We start from the raw sequence: 19,045 nt of genomic DNA on the forward strand, positions 1-19,045 counted from the left end.
TAAAATGTACAATTAATCAAACGAAACGATTTTATTGCGCTTTCGCGACAATTTTACTTATCTTTTTGTTGAAGACCGTGCTTTACTTCGAGAATACGCTGAATAACAGTCACAATACCACCAATAGAAAGCAATATCATTGCGCAACTTAACCAGAAAAGTTGATTAGTTATACCAGATAATCCAATAGCAACAAGAATTAGAGCCACACGATCTGCTCTAGTAATCAATCCACTTTTAGGATCAACCGAAATTGACTGACCGCGAGCGCGAGTGTACGAAGTTACGAAAGCAGCCATAAGCGCAATCAAACAAGTAAATAATCCAGCGTATTTTAACGACATTCCAATAACGGACGGCATCCAAATGCACACGTTTTTATTATTTGCACGCCACAAGCAAATGAACACTGCCATAAATAAAGACCAGTCTGCAATACGGTCAAGAGTTGAGTCAAGAAATGCGCCGAAACGAGTGCCACCAGTAGTTAGTGCAGCAACTGAGCCATCCAAACCGTCTGCAAGTACGAAAATCGTAAGAAATATTGCTCCTGCAAAAAGTTGTCCTGTAAAAGCCGTTACGAAAGATATAACAACTACTGCTAATGTGCCAACAACTGTTACAGCGTTAGCGCTTACGCCTAGGCGAACCAACAATTTTGCAACAGGATCAATAACACGCTTAAAACCACTGCGTAACGATTCCAACATTGAATCAACCTTCCTGCGCTCGCAAATAAAACTTGTGTTCAAACAACACTTTTATACTAACCATGCGGCTGTAAGAAGATACAAGCACCGTTACTAACTCAGCCAACCAACTGAGAAAATAACGGTAATAAGCAAAACACCGTTACTAACTCAGCTAACGAACTGAAAAAGTAACGGTGTAGAGATTTAGATATAAAGAAGCCCACACAACGTTAAGAAGTGTGGGCTTTTTAGTTAAAGATTCAGCTTACACCGAAACTTACGTTAGAACCTAAGTTATAACTTAAATCACTTAGTGTAACGTTCGAAATCTTCAGCAGTATTGACCTGAACGCGCTGCTTAATAATGGAAAGAATCCACTCTTTAGCTTGAGCAACAGGAACGCCGTTCAATTGGCTGCCATCGCGGAAGCGGAAGCTCACAGCATTGTTGTTCACATCCTCTTCGCCAGCAATCAAAGTGAAAGGCACTTTAGACTTGGAAGCGTTACGAATCTTCTTACCGAAGCGATCGTCGGAGCTGTCCATTTCGCAACGAACCATGTTCTCTTCCAAATCGCTAATAAACTTTTGCAAGTGTGGAGCGAACTCGTCTGCAACAGGAACGCCAGTTACCTGAACTGGAGCTAACCATGCTGGGAACGCGCCCGCGTAATGCTCAAGCAAAATCGCGAAGAAGCGCTCAATAGAGCCAAAGAGTGCACGGTGAATCATAACCGGGCGCTGGTGGCTACCGTCAGCCGCAATGTACTCCAACTTAAAGCGCTCAGGCAAGTTGAAGTCAAGCTGAATAGTAGAAACCTGCCAAGTGCGGCCGATTGCGTCACGAGCCTGCACAGAAATCTTCGGACCGTAGAATGCAGCTCCACCTGGATCGTCCACGAGTTCCAAACCAGATTCTTTAGCAACCTCAGCCAAAGTGTTTGTTGCTTCTTCCCAAATCTCGTCGGAACCAACGAACTTGTGCTCATCCTTAGTGGAAAGCTCCAAGTAGAAGTCGTTCAAACCGAAGTCTTTAAGAAGGCCAAGCACAAAGTTGAGCAAGCTCTTCAACTCGTCTCGCATCTGCTCGCGAGTGCAGTAAATATGCGAATCATCCTGAGTCAAGCCACGCACGCGAGTTAAGCCATGCACAACGCCAGACTTTTCGTAGCGATACACGGTACCAAACTCGAACAAGCGCAAAGGAAGCTCACGGTACGAACGCTGGCGAGACTTGAAGATCAAATTATGCATTGGGCAATTCATTGGCTTCAAGTAGTAATCTGCACCTTGGCGAGTTACGTTACCGTTTTCGTCGCGCTCTTCGTCAAGCTTCATTGCAGGATACATGCCATCCTTATACCACTGCAAGTGGCCTGAAGTCTCATACAATCCACCCTTAGTAATGTGCGGAGTTTGCACAAAGCTGTAGTGATGCTTGCGATGCTGCTCGCGCGAATAATCTTCCATCGCGTTAATAATTGCAGCACCCTTTGGATGGAACACTGCTAAGCCTGGGCCAATCTCATCTGGGAAGGAGAACAAATCCATCTCTTGGCCGAGCTTACGGTGGTCGCGCTTAGCGGCCTCTTCCATGCGAGTTGTGTAAGCCTTAAGCTCTTCCTTGCTAGGCCATGCAGTACCGTAAATGCGCTGAAGCATAGGATTCTGCTCCGAGCCACGCCAGTAGGCTGCAGCCACACGCTCAAGCTTAAAAGCCTTAATATAGCGAGTGTTTGGCAAGTGAGGTCCGCGGCACAGATCGCTCCAAACTTTATTGCCTTCGCGATCCAAATTGTCGTACATGCTAAGCTCGTGCTTGCTAATTTCGCCAGCAGCAGCTGGATCAAGAGCAGCTTCCTTATCTCCAATCAACTCCAACTTATAAGGTTGATTTGCTTCTTCAGCACGCGCCTCGTCTTCTGTTACAACGCGGCGGCGGAAGCTTTGAGATTCTTTAATAATGCGCTGCATATGCTTTTCGATTTGCTTCAAATCGTCTGGCGTAAATGGAGTATCAACATCGAAATCGTAGTAGAAGCCGTCTTTAATTACAGGACCAACGCCCAACTTTGCGTCTGGTCTAATTTCTTGAACAGCTTGAGCCATCACGTGAGTAGCGGAATGACGCATGATTGCGATGCCATCTTCACTATCAAGTGCTACTGATTCCACGGTATCGCCGTTATGAAGAGGCGTGTACAAATCACGCAACTCGCCATTTAAACGCACGGCAATAATATTCTTATCTTCCGCGAAAAGTTCAACGCCAGTGAAGCTTGCATCCACCTCCTTGCGTTCCTCGTTTACGGTGATGGAGATGGTATTTTCAGCCATAATTGTCCTTTTCTATCGGGGTCTTGCGTTACTAATGTGCAGACCTGGACTTGTGTGGCGTCGAATTTCATGCGGTTAAAATTTTATTAAATTAAACGCAAAAAACGACGTCAATCGCGCGCATTTTTCACGCGCAATTCATTGATACTTTAGGACACTCGTAAGACTTCAACTATGCTGTAACAGATTTGCACTTGCAAATGCCGTAAACAATCCGCTCAACAAGTTTAGTTAGAAGGAAGAAAGCTCCAGCGCAAATAGCAATAGTTCCTCCTGCTGAAAGCTTTAATATTACGGCAAGAGCTAAGCCAGTGAGCGCAATTAAAATAGACGAAAGTACGCAAGCTAGCACAAATTTATTGATAGAGGCGATTCTTGATTTTAAAGCTGCGGCAGGAGCAGCAATAAGAGATACTGAAACAACCGTTCCAACAGCTGGAATAATAACAGAAACTGTAATAATGATTAAAGCTAAAACCATGCCTTGTATAAAACCAGATTTTCCGCCTGCAGCGCGGTAATTGATAGGATCAAAAGAGCAGTGCACAAGATTAGCAGAATTAAAAATCCACAATCCTAAAGCAAGCAAGAAAGCTACAGAGGCTGAGGCAACGTCTGCAGGAGTGCAATTAAGCAAAGATCCGGTTAAAAATCCTTCAATACGAAGCGGTAGAGGCGCAAACCACTTATTCAAAAAATATCCGCTAGCAAAACCAACAGTAAGAGTAATTCCAGCAGCAGCCTGAGAAGAAATACCTTTAATATGCGAAAGTGCGTGCATTACTAACGAAAGAAATACGCACGCAATTGCAGCCCCAATAAATAATCCTAAGGAAAGCACATTCTGATCGATTGTATATAAAGATGTGCAGACTACTCCAAGAACAGCTCCAGGAAAAGCTGCGTGCGTAATAGATTCAGTAAAGAATATGCGCTGATTTAGAAGAGCTAAAGACCCTACGAAACCACATAATGCGCCAACTACAATCGCCTCAACAATCGGGAGCGCAATAATTTGCCAAATACTTACCATTTAAGCTCCCTGCTTTTTTAAGATTGATTTATTTGATTCATGCGCCGGAATTATTGAGGAAATAAAGCGGAAAGCCCATCGCAATATAAGCACAACAACAAACATTGCACACATGCTTAAAGCAATTGCAGCCTGCGGAGAAACAGGATGATCCAGCTCAAGATTCATAGCGTACATTCCAAGAAAAACGCCTGCAATACCAACAACAATACCAACAGCTACCATGCCAGAAACAGTGCGCGAAACTAATCGAGCGCTAGCACCCGGAATAACAAGGTATCCAATAACAAGAAGAACACCAACCGCAGAAGATGCTGAAACAACAACTGCCGCGATTCCAACGTTTAGCACAATGTCAACAAGCAAAGTGTTAGCGCCCATAAGAGGAGCGCTTGCGCGATCAAAAGCAACTATAATCTGCTGCTTCCATGTGGCTAACATAACAATAATTGCAAAAATACAAATCAACATAGCTTGAGTCATGCGCTCGTCTGTGACGTCAAGAAGTCTGCCAAACATAAGTGCTTCAAGCTGCCCAGACATATCGCCTTTTTTAAGCGAAATTACTACGCCGAGCGCAAAGAAAGTCGTAAGAACAGTAGCAATAACAGACTCGTTAATTCTAGCCGAGCGAGAAGCCCATACAAGAGCTGCAACTAAAAATATTGCGCAAATTGCAGCACCCGGAATAATACGATTAATGCCACCGTATAAAGCTCCGACCACAATTCCGGGGAAAATGCCGTGAACTATAGCTTCCGCATTAAATTCTGCACAACGAAGATTTACAAATACTCCAACAATTCCGCTAGCTATGGAAAGAACTATAAGAAGACAGAATGGGCGGAAAATGTAAGGAGCAGAAGCAATAAAATCAAAGCCTGGAATTGATTCCAACGATTGTCTTAATAACTCGACTAATTGGGCAAGCATTTAAATCAGCCTTCCGCAATTTCCGAAAAAGTAAGACCTGCAGAAGCAGCAGGCATGCTTCCGCCGTATGCGCAAGTAATATTTTCTTTAGTCATAACTTCTTTAAGCGGACCAAACGCAACTTGGCGACCAGCCAAAAGTAACGCTTTTTCGCAAATAGCATCCGCAATTACCAAGTCGTGAGTAGAAACAACAAAAGCTATTCCCTCTTGCTTAGCGGCTTTCATAATATTAAGAAGCTCACGACGATTTGGCTCATCTAAACCGTTAAATGGTTCGTCAAGAAGAATCAAAGTTGGCTTGGCAACAATAGCACGCGCAAGTAAAATGCGCTGGCGCTGACCGCCAGAAAGATCACCAAAACGAACATCCGCACGGTTAAGCAATCCAACGTGATTAAGAGCGTCCTCAACGGCTTGTTTTTGATCTTTTTTAAGCAAACCGAGGAATCCAGTTTTTCTGCTCAATCCCATGGCAACAACCTGACGAGCAGTAATCGGGAAAGTCAAGTCCAAATCAACCTGCTGAGGCACATAGCCAATAGACAAAGCTTTTGGCATGCTAAGTTCGCCGTGACTTACGCGCACAATCCCAATAATGGCTTGCAAAAACGTTGTTTTTCCAGAACCATTAGGCCCTATTAAAGCCAAAGCCTCTCCAGGCTCAACACTACCGTTAATACCTGTAACCACGGTTTTATAACCGTAAGCAAGGCTGCAATTTTTCATTGCAAGGACGCTCTTATTCACTATAATTCCAGTCTTTTCAGTTTATTAATAATAAGTATTCGTAACAGTAACTTCTTGCTTTCGCGACTAAAGTTACTGTTACGATACTGTTATTTTTACTGTTATTTGTATGTTACTTCTTCAATGCAGTTTTGACTGAATCTGGAAGTTCAGGAACCTTACCGTTCCAAGCCTTCACCAATGTTTCAACATTGTGAACAATGGAACCGATGTAGGTTTCACCAGCAGATCCGACTGGTCCAAGAGAATCTCCATAAAGTGCATCGTCGCCAATAACAGCCTTTACACCTGCAGCGGAAGCCACAGCCTTAATTGACTTGGAATTGTTGGAGTTTTCGGCAAAGATTGCCACAGCGCCAGACTTTTTAACATCTTCTGCAGCCTGCTTAATATGATCTGCTGTTGCATCCTGCTGGCTGTTAAAGTCAGAAAGTGCTGCACCAATAAACTTCACATTATAGTCACGAGAGAAGTAACCGAATGCGTCGTGAGAAGTAAAGAGTACGCGATGCTCTTGTGGAACACTGTTCAAAGCTTTAGTTGCCCAAGCGTCCAAATCCGTCAAAGCCTTAACGAACTTTTCAACATGCTCGTCGAAAATCGGCTTGCTTGCAGGAAGAGCCTTGCCTAAGAATGCACCAATATTCTTAACCTGAATCATAGTATTCTTGGTACTTGTCCAAATATGCGGATCGTACTGGAATTCTGGCTCCTTCTCGCCTTCTTCTGGCGGGAATGGCCACTTTTCGGCATGAACTTTAGCAATACCGCGGTCAACCTTATAAGGAAGATTCTTTTCTTTAGCAGCTTGCGCCTTTGGATCTTTGATTTCGTCTGCGGTAAGAATACCGGATGTGACGCCCATTGTTCCCTTAAATCCGGTTGCTTCTACAGCCTGATCCAAGAAGTGCTCAAGATCAACGCCAGAAACAAGCATCAAATCAGCCTTTGAAAGAGCCTTAGACTGCGCTGGAGTCATTTCGTGCTCGTGAGCAGAAGCATTTGGTGCAAGCAAGCAAGTCAAGTTAATTGTTGACTTTGCTTTGTTTGCTGGAGCTCCAATTACAGACTTTTTGCCCTGAGAATCGGTTTTATTAAGGCTTAAACCAGAATTTGCGTCTGCAGTTGACGCGATTTGGGTTACGTAATCGCAAATTTGCGTTGTTGTTGCCACTACGTTTACTTGATTGCCTTTTGTATTGTTTTCTGCAGTTTTAGAAGAGCCGCAAGCGCTCATAGAAGTAGCTAAAAGTGCAACCGCAGCGGCAGTTGCGAAAATTCGTGAAGTTTTCACACTCGTTCCTTTCGGGAATCTTTACTGTTATTGCATGGGTTGATTGCGTAAAGTAGCCATGAAAAATTGTTCATGAGAAAAATAATCATTCGCAATAACGCTTATAGCTTAAATAAAATATGCACGAGGGTCAACAATATTTCAAAAATTTCTTTATATTTTTTATAAAAGCGCGTGTCGCAAAATTTTTGTCTGTTATAATCACGATTTTTCTTGCATTCTGACGGCACATAGTGTATACACAAACGAATTACAATCGAATATACAATCGATAAAACATAGCGCACCAATCGCAAATACTTACTACAATCATATATATGAGCTCACTTGTAAATTTAGCAACAAAAGATGCTAGCAAATGCCTAAAAATACCGGATCAGTCGAGCAATAAGTATTCTAGAGGAGTTTTAGGCGTAATCACTGGATCTAACGAGTATCCGGGAGCTGCTGTATTAAGCACTCGCGCAGCGGCATATTCAAATATTGGAATGGTTCGTTATTCAGGCCAGCTTCGCGCACAAAACTTAGTATTACAGGCTTCACCAGAAGTAGTAGCATCGCAAAATTTGCAAGGAAAAATTGACGCAATAACAGTCGGCTCTGGCATACCTGACGCCGAACATTGCAACAGCGAAAGCGCACAAGAACAAAGAGAACAAATTGCGAACATACTTAAAAACTATGAAAGCGAAAGCCAATCAAGCAATATTCAATCGCAATCACAATCGCAATCACAAAGTGCACTCCCCCCAATATGTGTAGACGCTGGAGCTTTAGATTTACTTCCTAAAAAAGTTTGCACAAAAGTAGTTTTAACACCACACGCAGGCGAATTAAGCTCACTGTTTAAAAGATACGATTTAGAAATAAGCGCTCAGGAAATATTGCAAAATCCTGTTGAGTACGCTCAAAAAGCAGCAGATCTTACTGGAGCAACCGTGCTTGTTAAAGGCGCTAAAACAGTCGTTGCCTCTCCAAGCTACACTCATACGCCAATATACGTTGCTCAGTACGGCCCAACTTGGCTTGCAACTGCAGGATCTGGGGATGTGTTAGCAGGAATTTTAGGGGCTCTACTTGCACAGCGCGAAAAGCAAGACGAAAGCCGCACAAACTACGCATTTATTGCAGCAAGTGCAGCAGTAATTCACGGAATTTGCGCAGTATTTGCTTCTAGAAGCAGCGGAGGAAATAGCTACGCTCAGCTCGTGCAAGATATGTTAAAAGCAAAAAAGCCGTTGGCTTTAGAACACCCAATTGTGGCAAGCGACATAATTAGCGCACTTCCCCACGTACTTGGGATTCTTATAAATATAAAGTAACTTGCAAACTAGAAACTACTAAAAGAAAGCACATATCAGTATGAACAACACAAAACCGTTTAAAATTCACGACGTTATGTTTGATTATTGCCGAGTTCTACTCGAATGGAATTGCCGCAATTGCTTGCAAAAACAGTTCCCGAATTTAGTTGACACAATCTGCCCTAACGGAAGCTTTGGAAAAAATGATTTAGCAGGATTCTACGAGTTTGAAGACCGCATGGACGGTGGCGAGCTTTTGAAAGATCTTATGCCAGAATATGAACGCAGATTTGGAAGCGAGCTTGCCGAAGCATTCCGTTGGTATTGCGCAAATTATGATCAGGTTTTAACGCGAATGATGCCAGGAATGGTTGATTTACTTCACGATTTACAAAAAGCAGGCTACGGAGTGTGGGGACTTACGAATTGGTCGAGTGAAACTTTCCCACTGGCCCTTAGAAAATTCCCGGAACTTTCAACGCTTTTGCAGGGCACTATTATTTCTGGAGTTGAACATTTACACAAGCCACAGCCGGAAATTTTTGAGCTTGCAATGAGCAGATTTAATCTCGAAGCCGAACACACAGTATTTTTTGACGACAAGCCTGCAAATATTGACGGAGCCCACGCTGTTGGCATGCACGGTTTTGTTTTTACAACAGCCGAGCAGGCGCGTAAAGATTTAGCATCAATTGGCGTTGAACTTTAATTTTTGCAAATTCGCATGGCGATGCCTTTTGCTAAATTCGTTACCGGCTCTTATTTAACTCACTACTACTACTACTACTCAACTTACAAAAGTTTATAAAGGAAGCTCAATATGACTTTGCTACAGCTGAAATATATTGTGAAAATCGTCGACTGCGGTTCAATGAACGAAGCAGCGCGAGCACTTTATATTTCACAGCCTGCACTGAGTTCATCTGTAAAAGAGCTTGAACGTGAGCTAAATATTGAGATTTTTACAAGATCAACTCAAGGAATTGTTTTAACTTCCGACGGTGCAGAATTTTTAACATACGCACGACAAGTCATTGAGCAAGCTGATTTGCTTGAGGAACGCTACAAAAGCACAAAGCCACGCCCACAATTGTGCAGCGTTGCAACACAACACTACATGTTCGCTATTGAAGCATTTGTTGATATGATTCGTAGCATAAATTCCGACGAATACGAGTTTTCTATTCGTGAAACGCGCACAAAAAATATTATTAAGCAAGTAAGCGATATGCGCGCAGATCTTGGACTTTTGTACCTTTCGGACTACAACAAGGATGTAATTGGCAAGCTGCTTCGCGAAAAACATTTGGAATTCCACCCTCTTTTCCGAGCAAAATTGCACGTTTTTCTTTCCAGAAACAATCCTCTTGCAGCTCACAAAAGCCTGAGCTTGGAAGACTTGAAACCATACCCGTTCATTCAGTACGAGCAGGGAGAAGAAGGAAGCTTCTTCTTTGCAGAGGAAGCAGTGTGGCCAACTCGTCCGCCGAAAAAAATCAACGTTTCCGACCGCGCAACAATCCTGAACTTTATTATTGGACTAAACGGCTACACAATTTGCACTGGAATTAACAACGGCGACTTGAACAACGAAAAAATCGTTACAATTCCGCTAGAATGTGACGACACTATGCTTGTTGGCTGGATTACCAACGAAAGAACTAAACTTTCTAAAGCCTCACTCGCCTACCTTACTCAGCTTAAGTCTGTAATAACAAGGCATGGCTACACGCTTATTGATTCGCAAAATTAGATATAAACATATGCATTGCGCAATCAATTACATTTACATTGCGCAATCAATGCAAAACAAAGAGAAGCAACTCAAAGTAGTGTAATGTATTGTAGTGTACGCAGCGCGAGGTTAAGACGCACAACACATAAATACGCTCGCAGCTAATACGTTATGCGTTAACTGCGCGCGATTAATTTTAGCAATCAGCAATCAGCAATCAGCAATCAGCAATCAAAAACGCTAAAAGTTATCCACATTTCTTTAATCGAATTGACGCCCACTTTTGCTATTCATAAAATCTCTATTAATTCGCTGCAAAGAAAAGGAGGTGCGCGATGAGCATTATTAACGTAGCGGCAAAAATATTGGAAATTATGGGGCCAATGACAACCATGAAACTGCAGAAGCTTGTATATTATTCTCAAGCGCACAGCTTAGCAACAACTGGATTGTCACTATTCCCTGAAGATTTTGAAGCTTGGACGAACGGTCCAGTTTCATTGGAATTATTCAACAGGCATCGTGGAAGATTTACAATTCATAGAGAAGAACTACTGATTTCTCTTCCAGAAAGATGTGCAGATTTGGAAGATGAGCAGGTGAAAATCATAAAGGAAGTGTGTGCGAAGCTTGGACATTTTACAGGAAATCAGCTCAGCGAAAGAACGCACAGTGAAGACCCGTGGATTCGAGCAAGGATCGGCATACCAGCAAATCAAGGCAGCGAGGAAATAATTTCCAAGAAGTCTATTCACGACTATTACGTAAATCATCCTGTTGTGTAGGCGTGGTTTGGCGAGGAGCGGTTTGCGAGATGAGTGGTTTGCGAGATGAGCGGTTTTCGAGATGAGCGGTTTGATGCGTAGACATTGGCGGCTTAGTGCGTAGCGCGGTTTGGCGCGTAGGCGTACTTATCACGAGACTTAGTTTGCTGGATACACAAAGTTTTTAACGTGAGATTCAAAAACTTGCCAAAATACAAAAGTTTTTAACGTAGGATTCAAAAACTCGCCAAAATACAATAAAGAAACAATCGCCGCGTTTAAGGAATATGACTACATGAAAGCGCATCCAGAAGAGTACAAGCGCTACGACAATGTTACCGAAGCATTGGAGGACGCACTAAAATGAGCCTAAAAGTCGTATTATTAAATTCATTCAAAAGAGATCTTAAACGTATGAAAAAGCTCGGATACGATATAAGACTCTTAGATAGCGTCGTGCGAATGATTGCATCACAAGAAAAGCTTGCTGAAAGATACTGCGACCACGCACTTACAGGAAACTATTTAGGATTCCGTTAATGTCATGTAAAACCCGACTGGCTGCTTATATATCGCATAGATAACGATGACGTAGTGCTTGTACTTTCGCGCACGGGAACACACTCCGACGTATTCAACGAGTAAATTCTTAAGAAGCAACAAAGCGGAATACAAAATAACAAGGCATAGAAAAAACAACAAGACACAGAAAACAACTAAGGCGAGCACGTTGTGTTACGAGTGCCCGCCTTAATTATTAAAAATAGTTTTATTTATTTATTTATAAACGCGCCTAAATTGACCTAACTTAAATCAACTTAAGTCAACTTAACAACCTAAATCAACCTAAAGCGCAGTTCCATGCTCGTCAAGATGAGGATTTTGCTTAGCGTTGCTAAAGCTAAAGAACAGCCCAAATACGCCCAAAGCAAACAGCACTGCAATAGTTATAACGAGCGCAATCGGCTGGCTTGGGAACCACATAATCACCAAAAATGCTAATGCAGAAATCAAAATCACAGCCCAAGAGCAAACGCCAACAACCTTGCGAACTGCGTTCCAAGTGTCGTCGCCTGATTCAGCTCGGCGAATGTTTCGTGCAATTTTTTCTTCTTCAGCCGTCACGTTAGAAGTTGGCTTCCAAGGGCCAGCACCCTTTTCTTGAAGCTTGCGTGAACGCTCTTGAAGATTATATTCGTCAATCATTCCGCCGCGAGCGCGACCCTTTGTTTCATCATACTGCGAAGGAATACCCCTACGATTCTGCTTATCCCTTGCGCGACGCTCCTTGCGGTTTGCCATGATTGTTCCTTTCTACGCTGAAATTTTCGCATACAACGCATCTATTGCACAAAACTTACACAATACGCACTATTTTAGCACGGTAAGACCTTCTTCACACGCGTCAACAATTCTTTCTATTAATAAATCGTTGAGCAGCCTACCTTTGCGTGTTGCAATAATGCGATTTTCGTGCAACACTGCCAAATCTTCATTGCATACTTCGCGTATCACTTTTTGCAAATGCGAATCGTCAAATCCGCGATTAGTCTTTCGCATCTTTGCGCACAATTCATCAACACTAAGCCCTTGACTAATACGCAACCCAAGCATTACTTCTTCTATTAGCGCGTCTTCAACGTTTATGCACTCATAGTTTTGCCACGGCACGTTACCTGCGTTAATCGCCTGAGCCCAGCGTTTTGGGTGCAAAATATCCCATGCGCGCAAATTGTATTCTTGATTAGGATTCGCCTTTTTAGCATCCGAATCAACACTTTGCTTGCTAAGAGCGCTTGCCGCATTGTAGTGAGAGTGCGCTCCAGGTCCAATTCCAGCCCAATCAATGTTCTTCCAATATCCAAGATTGTGACGGGACTCAAAACCTGGGCGCGCCCAATTAGAAATCTCATACCACTCTAGGCCAGCAGAACTAAAAAGCTCGTCTGCTAACTCGTATTTTGCTGCTTCATCATCGTCGTTTGGTGCTTGAATTGTTCCAGCAGCAATTTGACGACCCATTTTTGTGTGCGGCTCTACCGTTAGCGCGTATGCAGAAACGTGGTTTACGCCCAGCTTCAAAGCCATTTCTACCGACTTTCGCCAATCGTCTAAACTCTCCCCCGGAGCGCCATAAATCAAGTCAACACTTGAACGCAAACCACAAGCATTTGCAGCTTTAACTCCGCGCTCTACGTTTTCCGGAGTATGCGTGCGATCAAGCGTTTTTAGCACATGCGGCACAGCTGATTGCATTCCGAAAGATATTCGCGTAAATCCACCTTCTGCAAGCTCCTGAATATAAGACTCATCTGCAGTATCTGGGTTTGCTTCAGTAGTGATTTCCGCACCAGTTTTCAATCCCCACAAGTTTCGTATTTCTTGCAAAATTCGAACTAAATCTTGCGCTTTAAGAACAGTTGGAGTGCCTCCGCCGAAGAAAACAGATTGCGCTTTAGGCTCGAAAATTCCGTGAAATTCCTGCCATTTTTTTACAAGACGCATCTCTTGAATCGCAACATCAGCATAACCTTCGCGACTTGCTCCCTCACCCAAATCGAGCGCAGTATACGTATTAAAATCGCAGTAGCCGCAGCGGCGCAAGCAAAACGGCACGTGCACGTACACTTCAAAAGACATACTTGTAGTTTGCGTAGCTGATTTATTTAATTCAGCATCCAACTCTAAACTCATCCTTCAGACTTTTGCGCTGCGCGAATCTTATCTTTAGTATCTCTGTCATTTGCACTCTCATCAGTAGCCAAAGCCGCAACGAATGCTTCCTGCGGAACTTCAACATGTCCGAGCATCTTCATGCGCTTCTTACCAGCCTTCTGCTTTTCCAAAAGCTTGCGCTTACGCGTAATATCGCCACCGTAGCATTTTGCGAGCACGTCTTTTCGAAGCGCGCTAATAGTTTCGCGAGCAATAATACGCGAGCCGATTGCCGCCTGAATTGGAATCTCAAACTGTTGACGAGGAATAAGTCCGCGAAGCTTCTTCGTCATCATAACGCCGTAAGAATAAGCCTTATCTCGGTGCACAATCGCACTGAAAGCGTCAACCTTATCTCCCTGAATAAGAATATCAACCTTCACAAGGTCAGCAGCCTGCTCTCCATCCTCGTGATAGTCAAGAGAAGCGTAGCCTTTTGTGCGGCTTTTAAGCTGATCGAAGAAGTCAAAAACGATTTCCGCAAGAGGAATCCTGTAGTGCATTTCCACACGGTCGGCACTAATGTATTCCATTGTGCCCATTTCTCCGCGATGCTCCTGGCACAAATCCATTACAGCACCAATAAATTCTTTAGGCGTAATAATGTCAGCCGCAACCATTGGCTCAATAATGCGCTTAATTTTGCCTTCTGGAAACTCGCTAGGATTCGTTACGTGATGTTCGCTGCCGTCTTCGCTAGTAACGTCGTAAGTTACGTTTGGGGCGGTAGAAATAAGATCCAAGCCAAACTCGCGGCTTAAACGCTCGGAAACAATCTCCATATGCAAAAGACCCAAGAATCCACAACGGAAACCAAATCCCAATGCAACCGACGTTTCTGGCTCGTAAATAAGAGCAGCGTCGTTAAGTTTTAGCTTGTCAAGAGCATCTCGAAGTTCCGGGAATTGCGCGTTATCAATTGGGAACAAGCCTGCATAAACCATAGGCTTAGGGTCGCGGTATCCATCCAAAGGTTCAGATGCGGGATTTACTGCGCTGGTAATGGTGTCGCCAACTTTAGACTGGCTAACATCTTTAGCGCCTGTAATTACGTAGCCGACTTCGCCCGCTCCAAGCGCCTTTGTTGGAGTCATATCTGGGCTAATAACGCCGATTTCAATAGGATCGTGCGTCATGCCGATGCCCATCATGTGCAACTTTTCGCGCGACTTAAGTTCGCCATCAACCATACGAATATAGGTGACGATTCCGCGATACGAATCGTAGACGGAGTCAAAAATAAGTGCGCGAGCAGGAGAATCAGGATTTCCGCTTGGTGCTGGAACTTCCAGAACAATTTGGTCAAGTAAGTCTTTAACACCTTCGCCGGTTTTGCCAGACACGCGTAGAACATCTTCCGGCTTGCAGCCGATTAAGCCCGCGATTTCTTCAGCATGCTTGTCTGGCTCTGCGCTTGGCAAGTCGATTTTGTTAAGCACAGGAATAATCGTCAAATTGTGGTCGATTGCCATATAAAGATTAGAAAGCGTTTGCGCTTCAATGCCCTGAGTTGCGTCAACAAGAAGCACCGCACCTTCGCATGCTGCCAGCGCGCGCGAAACCTCGTAAGTAAAATCGACGTGACCAGGAGTATCAATCATGCCGAGAGAATACTCTTTGCCCTCAAAAGTCCACGGCACTCGAACAGCCTGAGATTTAATAGTAATTCCGCGCTCTTGCTCAATATCCATGCGATCAAGGAAGCGGTCTCGCATTTCGCGCTCTGGCACGATTCCGGAAAGCTGCAAAATGCGGTCAGCTACGGTAGACTTGCCGTGATCAATATGCGCAATAATGCAGAAATTGCGTATCACCGATTGATCCGTAAATCCTGGCTGGTTATGCGGTGTAATCAAAGCAAGCATCTCCTTATTAAATACGAGGATAGTATTAAATTGCGCAAGCTACGCAAGTAATTAATCTTACCAACTCTACTACCCTAGTCTAGTAAAACAAACGCCGAAAAATTACGCGGCAAATGTGGTCAAATACAGCCGAAACGACAACAAACGCCATCGACAGTAAAGTTATCCAATAATCATGATATGCTTACGCTTTGTATGTCCTTATATAGCAAACGTCGTTTGGAGTAACAGTGGCAAACATTAAGTCGCAGAAGAAGCGCGTGCTCACCAACGAGAAAGCACACAAGCGTAACGTAGCAGTAAAGTCTGCTTTGAAGACCGCTATTCGTGCAACTCGTGAAGCCATCACCGCTGGTGATAAGGCTGCAGCACAGGCCGCTTTCGCAGTAGCCGCTCAGAAGCTTGACAAGGCTGCAGGCCGTGGCGTGATTCACAAGAATCAGGCTGCAAACCGCAAGTCCGGTCTTGCTGTAGCGATTAACGCTCTGTGAAGTTTGTGCAGGTAACTGCATAACACAGCATGTAAGGAAAATCCCCAGTACCAACAGGCGCTGGGGATTATTTTTATTCGCAATTAAAACTCATTTAGATTATTCGCACTTAAGATATTTAAGACTATCTAAAACTATCTGCGCTTGCGATTATTTAAGTTTAAGCGGCGAATGCGCGGACGTCGCACTTTAATCGGCTCAGTGCGATTCATTGCTCCGAATAAAGTCAAGTCAAATTTTACAGATAGCAAACGCATTGCAACTACCAGCGCAACAATAAGCACATCCAAAATAATCTCAACAGTTACGCCAAATAAACCAGCGTGTTTTGCTTTAAATACAAAAACCGTAAGAACGCAACCAGCTGCAGCCGGAACAGCATACCAATGTTTATCTCGCACAATAACCGGAACCTGATTCAAAATCATGTCGCGAATAAGACCGCCTCCCAAAGCGGTTGCCATTCCTAAAAATACTGAAGTCGTGCCAGACATATGAAAATCTAAGCCTTTTGCCGTGCCGTTTACAGCAAACAACCCCAATGCGAGCGCGTCAATCGTAAGCATAAACCAACGCCACTTATCAATCTCTGGATGCGCAATCGCAACAATTATGCCGGAAAGTAGGCCAGCAATCACAAAACCATGATCCGCAATTCCAACTGGCGGTAACGCTCCAAGTAAAACATCGCGCACAATTCCGCCGCCCAACGCAGTAATCCAAGAAGTGGTAATAATGGCAAAAACATCGTACTTTTTACGAATAGCCCACAGTCCGCCAACCATTCCGCAGCATCCCACAGCAACATATTCAACAATTAGAAAGAAGATGTTATCCCCTAATGCGCCTTCCACAGAATATCCCTTCAAAAAATAATTATTACGATTACGCAAAACAGATTGCGAAAAACAGATTACGCAAATAAGTGACGCGCCGTACCTTATATGAATCTACATACATAGAGCACGACGCGCCACACGCAATTATTTATATTAAATTATTTGCAACTTGCGTAAGCGTTTGCAAACTATTTATTAGCTTATTATTAGCTAATTAGTCGCAAACTTTCCACATCCAGTTGTGCTTGTCTTCAACATCGCCAAGCTGAATGCCAAGTAACTCGTCGCGCAAAGCCTGAGTCAACTCACCAACGCCACCGTCAGAAACCTTAAGATCGAAGTCGTCTGACTTAAAGCGACCAATTGGCGTGATGATTGCAGCAGTACCGCAAGCAAAGACTTCAGTTACCTCGCCAGAACGAATGTCGTCAAGCAAGCCTTGAAGCGGAATCATAGTTTCAACAACATCATGGCCAGCCTCTTTAGCAAGCTGAATCAAAGAACGACGCGTAACGCCTGGAAGAATGCTGCCAGTAAGAGATGGTGTTTCCAAATGACCGTCCTTGTGGAGCGCAAACATGTTCATGCCGCCAAGCTCTTCCAAATAAGTCTTAGTTGCAGCATCCACGAAGCAAACCTGCTCGCAACCATGCTCAATACCCTTGTATTCACCAAGCAAGGAAGCAGCGTAATTTCCGCCGCACTTAGCAAAACCGGTACCACCAGGACCAGTGCGGAACCACTGGTCTTCAACCCAAATGCTAACAGGCTTCAAACCACCCTTGAAGTATGGGCCGGATGGAGAAGCAATAACGCAATATTCAACCTCGTGAGCTTCACGCACACCAAGGAATGGCTCGGAAGCAAACATGAATGGACGCATGTAAAGCGTATACTCGCGGCGGCTTGGAACCCACTGCTTATCTCGCTTTACCAAAGCTGCAACAGAACCAATAAAGTCGTCAATAGAAAGATCTGGCAAATACAAACGCTTAGCAGAATTCTGGAAGCGAGCAGCGTTAATATCTGGACGGAACAGCCAAATTGAACCGTCGGCACGCTTGTACGCCTTCAAACCTTCGAAGCATTCCTGAGCGTAATGCAAAACGGATGCGCCTGGATCCATTTTCAATGGTCCGTAAGGCTCAACGCGACGATCCGACCAGCCTTCGCCTTTAGTCCAAGACATGTGAACCATATTGTCGGAGAAAATCTGACCGAAAGCAGGCTTATCAATAAGTTCGTTGCGCTTTGCGTCCGAAACAGGATTATCGTTAGGCAGAACTTCAAAGTTGCCAGCTAATTTGTTCAACAGAGCAGGATTGCTATGATCATCGGATTCATAGGCGTCCGAAAACTCTGGAGCGATTTCTAAATCAGCCATTATGTCTCTTTTCTATCTGTAATATTTTTTATTGCCTTTTAACGCAATTAACGTATAGGATAATACGATTCTTGCGTTTAGCAAAACTTACACGCCAAAATATTTTAAGAAATATTTCAAAAAATATGGTTGAAAGTAAAAATTATTTAGCAAATTTATTGATTTTATACAAAAAAGCCGCATAAGTCAGTTCTTATGCGGCTTAAAATTTTAAACTATTTATAAGTTATAAGTTAATTCGTAATTAAATACGATAGCTTACTTTATAACTTACTTTTCTTCTGCAGCTGGAGCATCAGCTGGAGCGGCGGCAGCATCAGCAGCAGGAGCAGCAGCTTCGGCTGGAGCAGCATCTTCAGGAACGGTGACGCTAACAACAGACTCTTCGCCATCCATGTCGAGCACAACGCCCTTAGGAAGCTTAACGTCCTTAGCAAACACCTTGGTGCCGTCGGTCAAGCCGTCAACGTTAACAACAACACGCTCTGGCAAGTTGGCAACGTCTGCGCGAACCTTGAGTTCCTGAACGTCAACGAATGCAACAGCAGCACCCTTTGGAGTACCTTCAACGAAGACTGGAACTTCAACATCAATCTTTTCGCCAGCCTTAACCTCGTAGAAGTCAATGTGCTCAACAATGCGCTTAACAGGATTGCGCTGAACATCCTTAACAACTGCAATACGAGATTCCTTGCCAAACTTAATAGTGAACAAAGCATTTGCGTGACGCAAAGCCAAAGTGGTCTCACGCATTGGAAGAGTGACGTGCACTGGATCAGCACCGCCAGCGTAAAGGCTTGCTGGAATCAAATTTGCAACACGCAAGCGGCGAGCAACGCCCTTGCCAAACTCGTTGCGAACTTCGCCTTCAAGAGTAATCTTTGTAGCCATATCGGTCTCCTTATGGTCT

At 43.8% G+C, this 19,045-nt stretch carries 17 protein-coding genes and 1 pseudogene; 6 read left to right on the top strand and 12 right to left on the bottom strand.

Features of this window, described 5'->3' with window-relative positions:
* Window positions 1–53: 53 nt before the first annotated feature.
* The 6 genes from ACJV7B_RS04360 to ACJV7B_RS04385 all read right to left on the bottom strand — a co-directional run bounded on the left by ACJV7B_RS04360 (window position 54) and on the right by ACJV7B_RS04385 (window position 7,038).
* On the bottom strand, window positions 54–710 hold the full coding sequence (locus tag ACJV7B_RS04360; RefSeq protein WP_004137312.1) for a CDP-alcohol phosphatidyltransferase family protein: 657 nt from the start codon (window positions 708–710) through the stop codon (window positions 54–56).
* Between the two features lie 288 nt (window positions 711–998).
* Window positions 999–3,029 carry a threonine--tRNA ligase gene (thrS, locus tag ACJV7B_RS04365; protein ID WP_419389049.1) on the bottom strand — a complete coding sequence of 677 codons (2,031 nt, stop codon included), beginning with the start codon at window positions 3,027–3,029 and terminating at the stop codon, window positions 999–1,001.
* A gap of 172 nt (window positions 3,030–3,201) precedes the next feature.
* Entirely contained in the window at window positions 3,202–4,062 is an 861-nt protein-coding gene (locus ACJV7B_RS04370; protein WP_116794056.1) for a metal ABC transporter permease, read from the bottom strand.
* Entirely contained in the window at window positions 4,063–4,995 is a 933-nt protein-coding gene (locus ACJV7B_RS04375) for a metal ABC transporter permease (protein ID WP_419389050.1), read from the bottom strand. It abuts the gene before it with no gap.
* A 5-nt stretch (window positions 4,996–5,000) separates the two neighbouring features.
* Complete coding sequence (locus ACJV7B_RS04380; protein WP_116794058.1) at window positions 5,001–5,723, bottom strand: metal ABC transporter ATP-binding protein; 723 nt, start codon at window positions 5,721–5,723, stop codon at window positions 5,001–5,003.
* Window positions 5,724–5,856: 133 nt separating this feature from the next.
* On the bottom strand, window positions 5,857–7,038 hold the full coding sequence (locus ACJV7B_RS04385; RefSeq protein WP_419389051.1) for a metal ABC transporter substrate-binding protein: 1,182 nt from the start codon (window positions 7,036–7,038) through the stop codon (window positions 5,857–5,859).
* Window positions 7,039–7,355: 317 nt separating this feature from the next.
* Here ACJV7B_RS04385 and ACJV7B_RS04390 point away from each other — a divergent pair, with 317 nt between their 5' ends.
* From ACJV7B_RS04390 to ACJV7B_RS04410, 5 genes and pseudogenes are all read left to right on the top strand, one after another.
* On the top strand, window positions 7,356–8,360 hold the full coding sequence (locus ACJV7B_RS04390) for an ADP-dependent NAD(P)H-hydrate dehydratase (RefSeq protein WP_419389052.1): 1,005 nt from the start codon (window positions 7,356–7,358) through the stop codon (window positions 8,358–8,360).
* A gap of 40 nt (window positions 8,361–8,400) precedes the next feature.
* Window positions 8,401–9,051: an HAD family hydrolase gene (locus ACJV7B_RS04395; RefSeq protein WP_419389053.1), complete on the top strand. Its 651-nt coding sequence runs from the start codon at window positions 8,401–8,403 to the stop codon at window positions 9,049–9,051.
* Window positions 9,052–9,162: 111 nt separating this feature from the next.
* Window positions 9,163–10,095, top strand: coding sequence for a LysR family transcriptional regulator (locus ACJV7B_RS04400; protein ID WP_004129177.1), 933 nt, complete (start codon window positions 9,163–9,165; stop codon window positions 10,093–10,095).
* Window positions 10,096–10,412: 317 nt separating this feature from the next.
* Entirely contained in the window at window positions 10,413–10,862 is a 450-nt protein-coding gene (locus ACJV7B_RS04405; RefSeq protein WP_419389054.1) for a Panacea domain-containing protein, read from the top strand.
* Window positions 10,863–11,204: 342 nt separating this feature from the next.
* Window positions 11,205–11,486 (top strand): annotated as a pseudogene (locus tag ACJV7B_RS04410) (type II toxin-antitoxin system YafQ family toxin).
* A 201-nt stretch (window positions 11,487–11,687) separates the two neighbouring features.
* On the opposite strand, the gene ACJV7B_RS04415 reads toward ACJV7B_RS04410, so the two are convergent.
* The 3 genes from ACJV7B_RS04415 to lepA form a co-directional block, all read right to left on the bottom strand.
* Window positions 11,688–12,143: an SLC41A family transporter gene (locus ACJV7B_RS04415; RefSeq protein ID WP_116794068.1), complete on the bottom strand. Its 456-nt coding sequence runs from the start codon at window positions 12,141–12,143 to the stop codon at window positions 11,688–11,690.
* A 69-nt stretch (window positions 12,144–12,212) separates the two neighbouring features.
* Window positions 12,213–13,535, bottom strand: a complete 1,323-nt coding sequence (gene hemW, locus ACJV7B_RS04420) for a radical SAM family heme chaperone HemW (protein ID WP_419389055.1) — start codon at window positions 13,533–13,535, stop codon at window positions 12,213–12,215.
* Window positions 13,532–15,412: a translation elongation factor 4 gene (gene lepA, locus ACJV7B_RS04425; protein ID WP_419389056.1), complete on the bottom strand. Its 1,881-nt coding sequence runs from the start codon at window positions 15,410–15,412 to the stop codon at window positions 13,532–13,534. Before lepA ends, hemW begins: the two co-directional genes overlap by 4 nt.
* Window positions 15,413–15,651: 239 nt before the next feature.
* Between lepA and rpsT the strand changes: the two genes are divergently transcribed.
* The gene (rpsT, locus tag ACJV7B_RS04430) at window positions 15,652–15,912 is read left to right on the top strand and encodes a 30S ribosomal protein S20 (RefSeq protein WP_004127335.1); all 261 of its coding nucleotides are present in this window, start codon (window positions 15,652–15,654) and stop codon (window positions 15,910–15,912) included.
* A gap of 134 nt (window positions 15,913–16,046) precedes the next feature.
* On the opposite strand, the gene ACJV7B_RS04435 is transcribed toward rpsT, so the two are convergent.
* The 3 genes from ACJV7B_RS04435 to ACJV7B_RS04445 all read right to left on the bottom strand — a co-directional run bounded on the left by ACJV7B_RS04435 (window position 16,047) and on the right by ACJV7B_RS04445 (window position 19,026).
* Window positions 16,047–16,766, bottom strand: a complete 720-nt coding sequence (locus tag ACJV7B_RS04435) for a trimeric intracellular cation channel family protein (RefSeq protein WP_116794070.1) — start codon at window positions 16,764–16,766, stop codon at window positions 16,047–16,049.
* Window positions 16,767–16,965: 199 nt separating this feature from the next.
* Complete coding sequence (locus ACJV7B_RS04440; protein ID WP_004137340.1) at window positions 16,966–18,135, bottom strand: branched-chain amino acid aminotransferase; 1,170 nt, start codon at window positions 18,133–18,135, stop codon at window positions 16,966–16,968.
* Between the two features lie 270 nt (window positions 18,136–18,405).
* Window positions 18,406–19,026 (bottom strand): 50S ribosomal protein L25/general stress protein Ctc, encoded by a 621-nt coding sequence (locus tag ACJV7B_RS04445; protein ID WP_415704168.1) that lies wholly within the window; start codon window positions 19,024–19,026, stop codon window positions 18,406–18,408.
* Window positions 19,027–19,045 lie beyond the last annotated feature (19 nt).

This window comes from Gardnerella bretellae, from assembly GCF_048545135.1.
Lineage (GTDB): Bacteria > Actinomycetota > Actinomycetes > Actinomycetales > Bifidobacteriaceae > Bifidobacterium > Bifidobacterium greenwoodii.

What these genes read in the sequence shown, in the direction of transcription:
- hemW (WP_419389055.1), bottom strand. Translation starts at nt 13,535, where the DNA reads ATGAGTTTAGAGTTGGATGCTGAATTAAATAAATCAGCTACGCAAACT.
- ACJV7B_RS04380 (WP_116794058.1), bottom strand. Translation starts at nt 5,723, where the DNA reads ATGAAAAATTGCAGCCTTGCTTACGGTTATAAAACCGTGGTTACAGGT.
- ACJV7B_RS04370 (WP_116794056.1), bottom strand. Translation starts at nt 4,062, where the DNA reads ATGGTAAGTATTTGGCAAATTATTGCGCTCCCGATTGTTGAGGCGATT.
- ACJV7B_RS04405 (WP_419389054.1), top strand. Translation starts at nt 10,413, where the DNA reads ATGAGCATTATTAACGTAGCGGCAAAAATATTGGAAATTATGGGGCCA.
- ACJV7B_RS04395 (WP_419389053.1), top strand. Translation starts at nt 8,401, where the DNA reads ATGAACAACACAAAACCGTTTAAAATTCACGACGTTATGTTTGATTAT.
- thrS (WP_419389049.1), bottom strand. Translation starts at nt 3,029, where the DNA reads ATGGCTGAAAATACCATCTCCATCACCGTAAACGAGGAACGCAAGGAG.
- ACJV7B_RS04400 (WP_004129177.1), top strand. Translation starts at nt 9,163, where the DNA reads ATGACTTTGCTACAGCTGAAATATATTGTGAAAATCGTCGACTGCGGT.
- ACJV7B_RS04445 (WP_415704168.1), bottom strand. Translation starts at nt 19,026, where the DNA reads ATGGCTACAAAGATTACTCTTGAAGGCGAAGTTCGCAACGAGTTTGGC.
- ACJV7B_RS04415 (WP_116794068.1), bottom strand. Translation starts at nt 12,143, where the DNA reads ATGGCAAACCGCAAGGAGCGTCGCGCAAGGGATAAGCAGAATCGTAGG.
- ACJV7B_RS04390 (WP_419389052.1), top strand. Translation starts at nt 7,356, where the DNA reads ATGAGCTCACTTGTAAATTTAGCAACAAAAGATGCTAGCAAATGCCTA.
- ACJV7B_RS04360 (WP_004137312.1), bottom strand. Translation starts at nt 710, where the DNA reads ATGTTGGAATCGTTACGCAGTGGTTTTAAGCGTGTTATTGATCCTGTT.
- ACJV7B_RS04375 (WP_419389050.1), bottom strand. Translation starts at nt 4,995, where the DNA reads ATGCTTGCCCAATTAGTCGAGTTATTAAGACAATCGTTGGAATCAATT.
- ACJV7B_RS04440 (WP_004137340.1), bottom strand. Translation starts at nt 18,135, where the DNA reads ATGGCTGATTTAGAAATCGCTCCAGAGTTTTCGGACGCCTATGAATCC.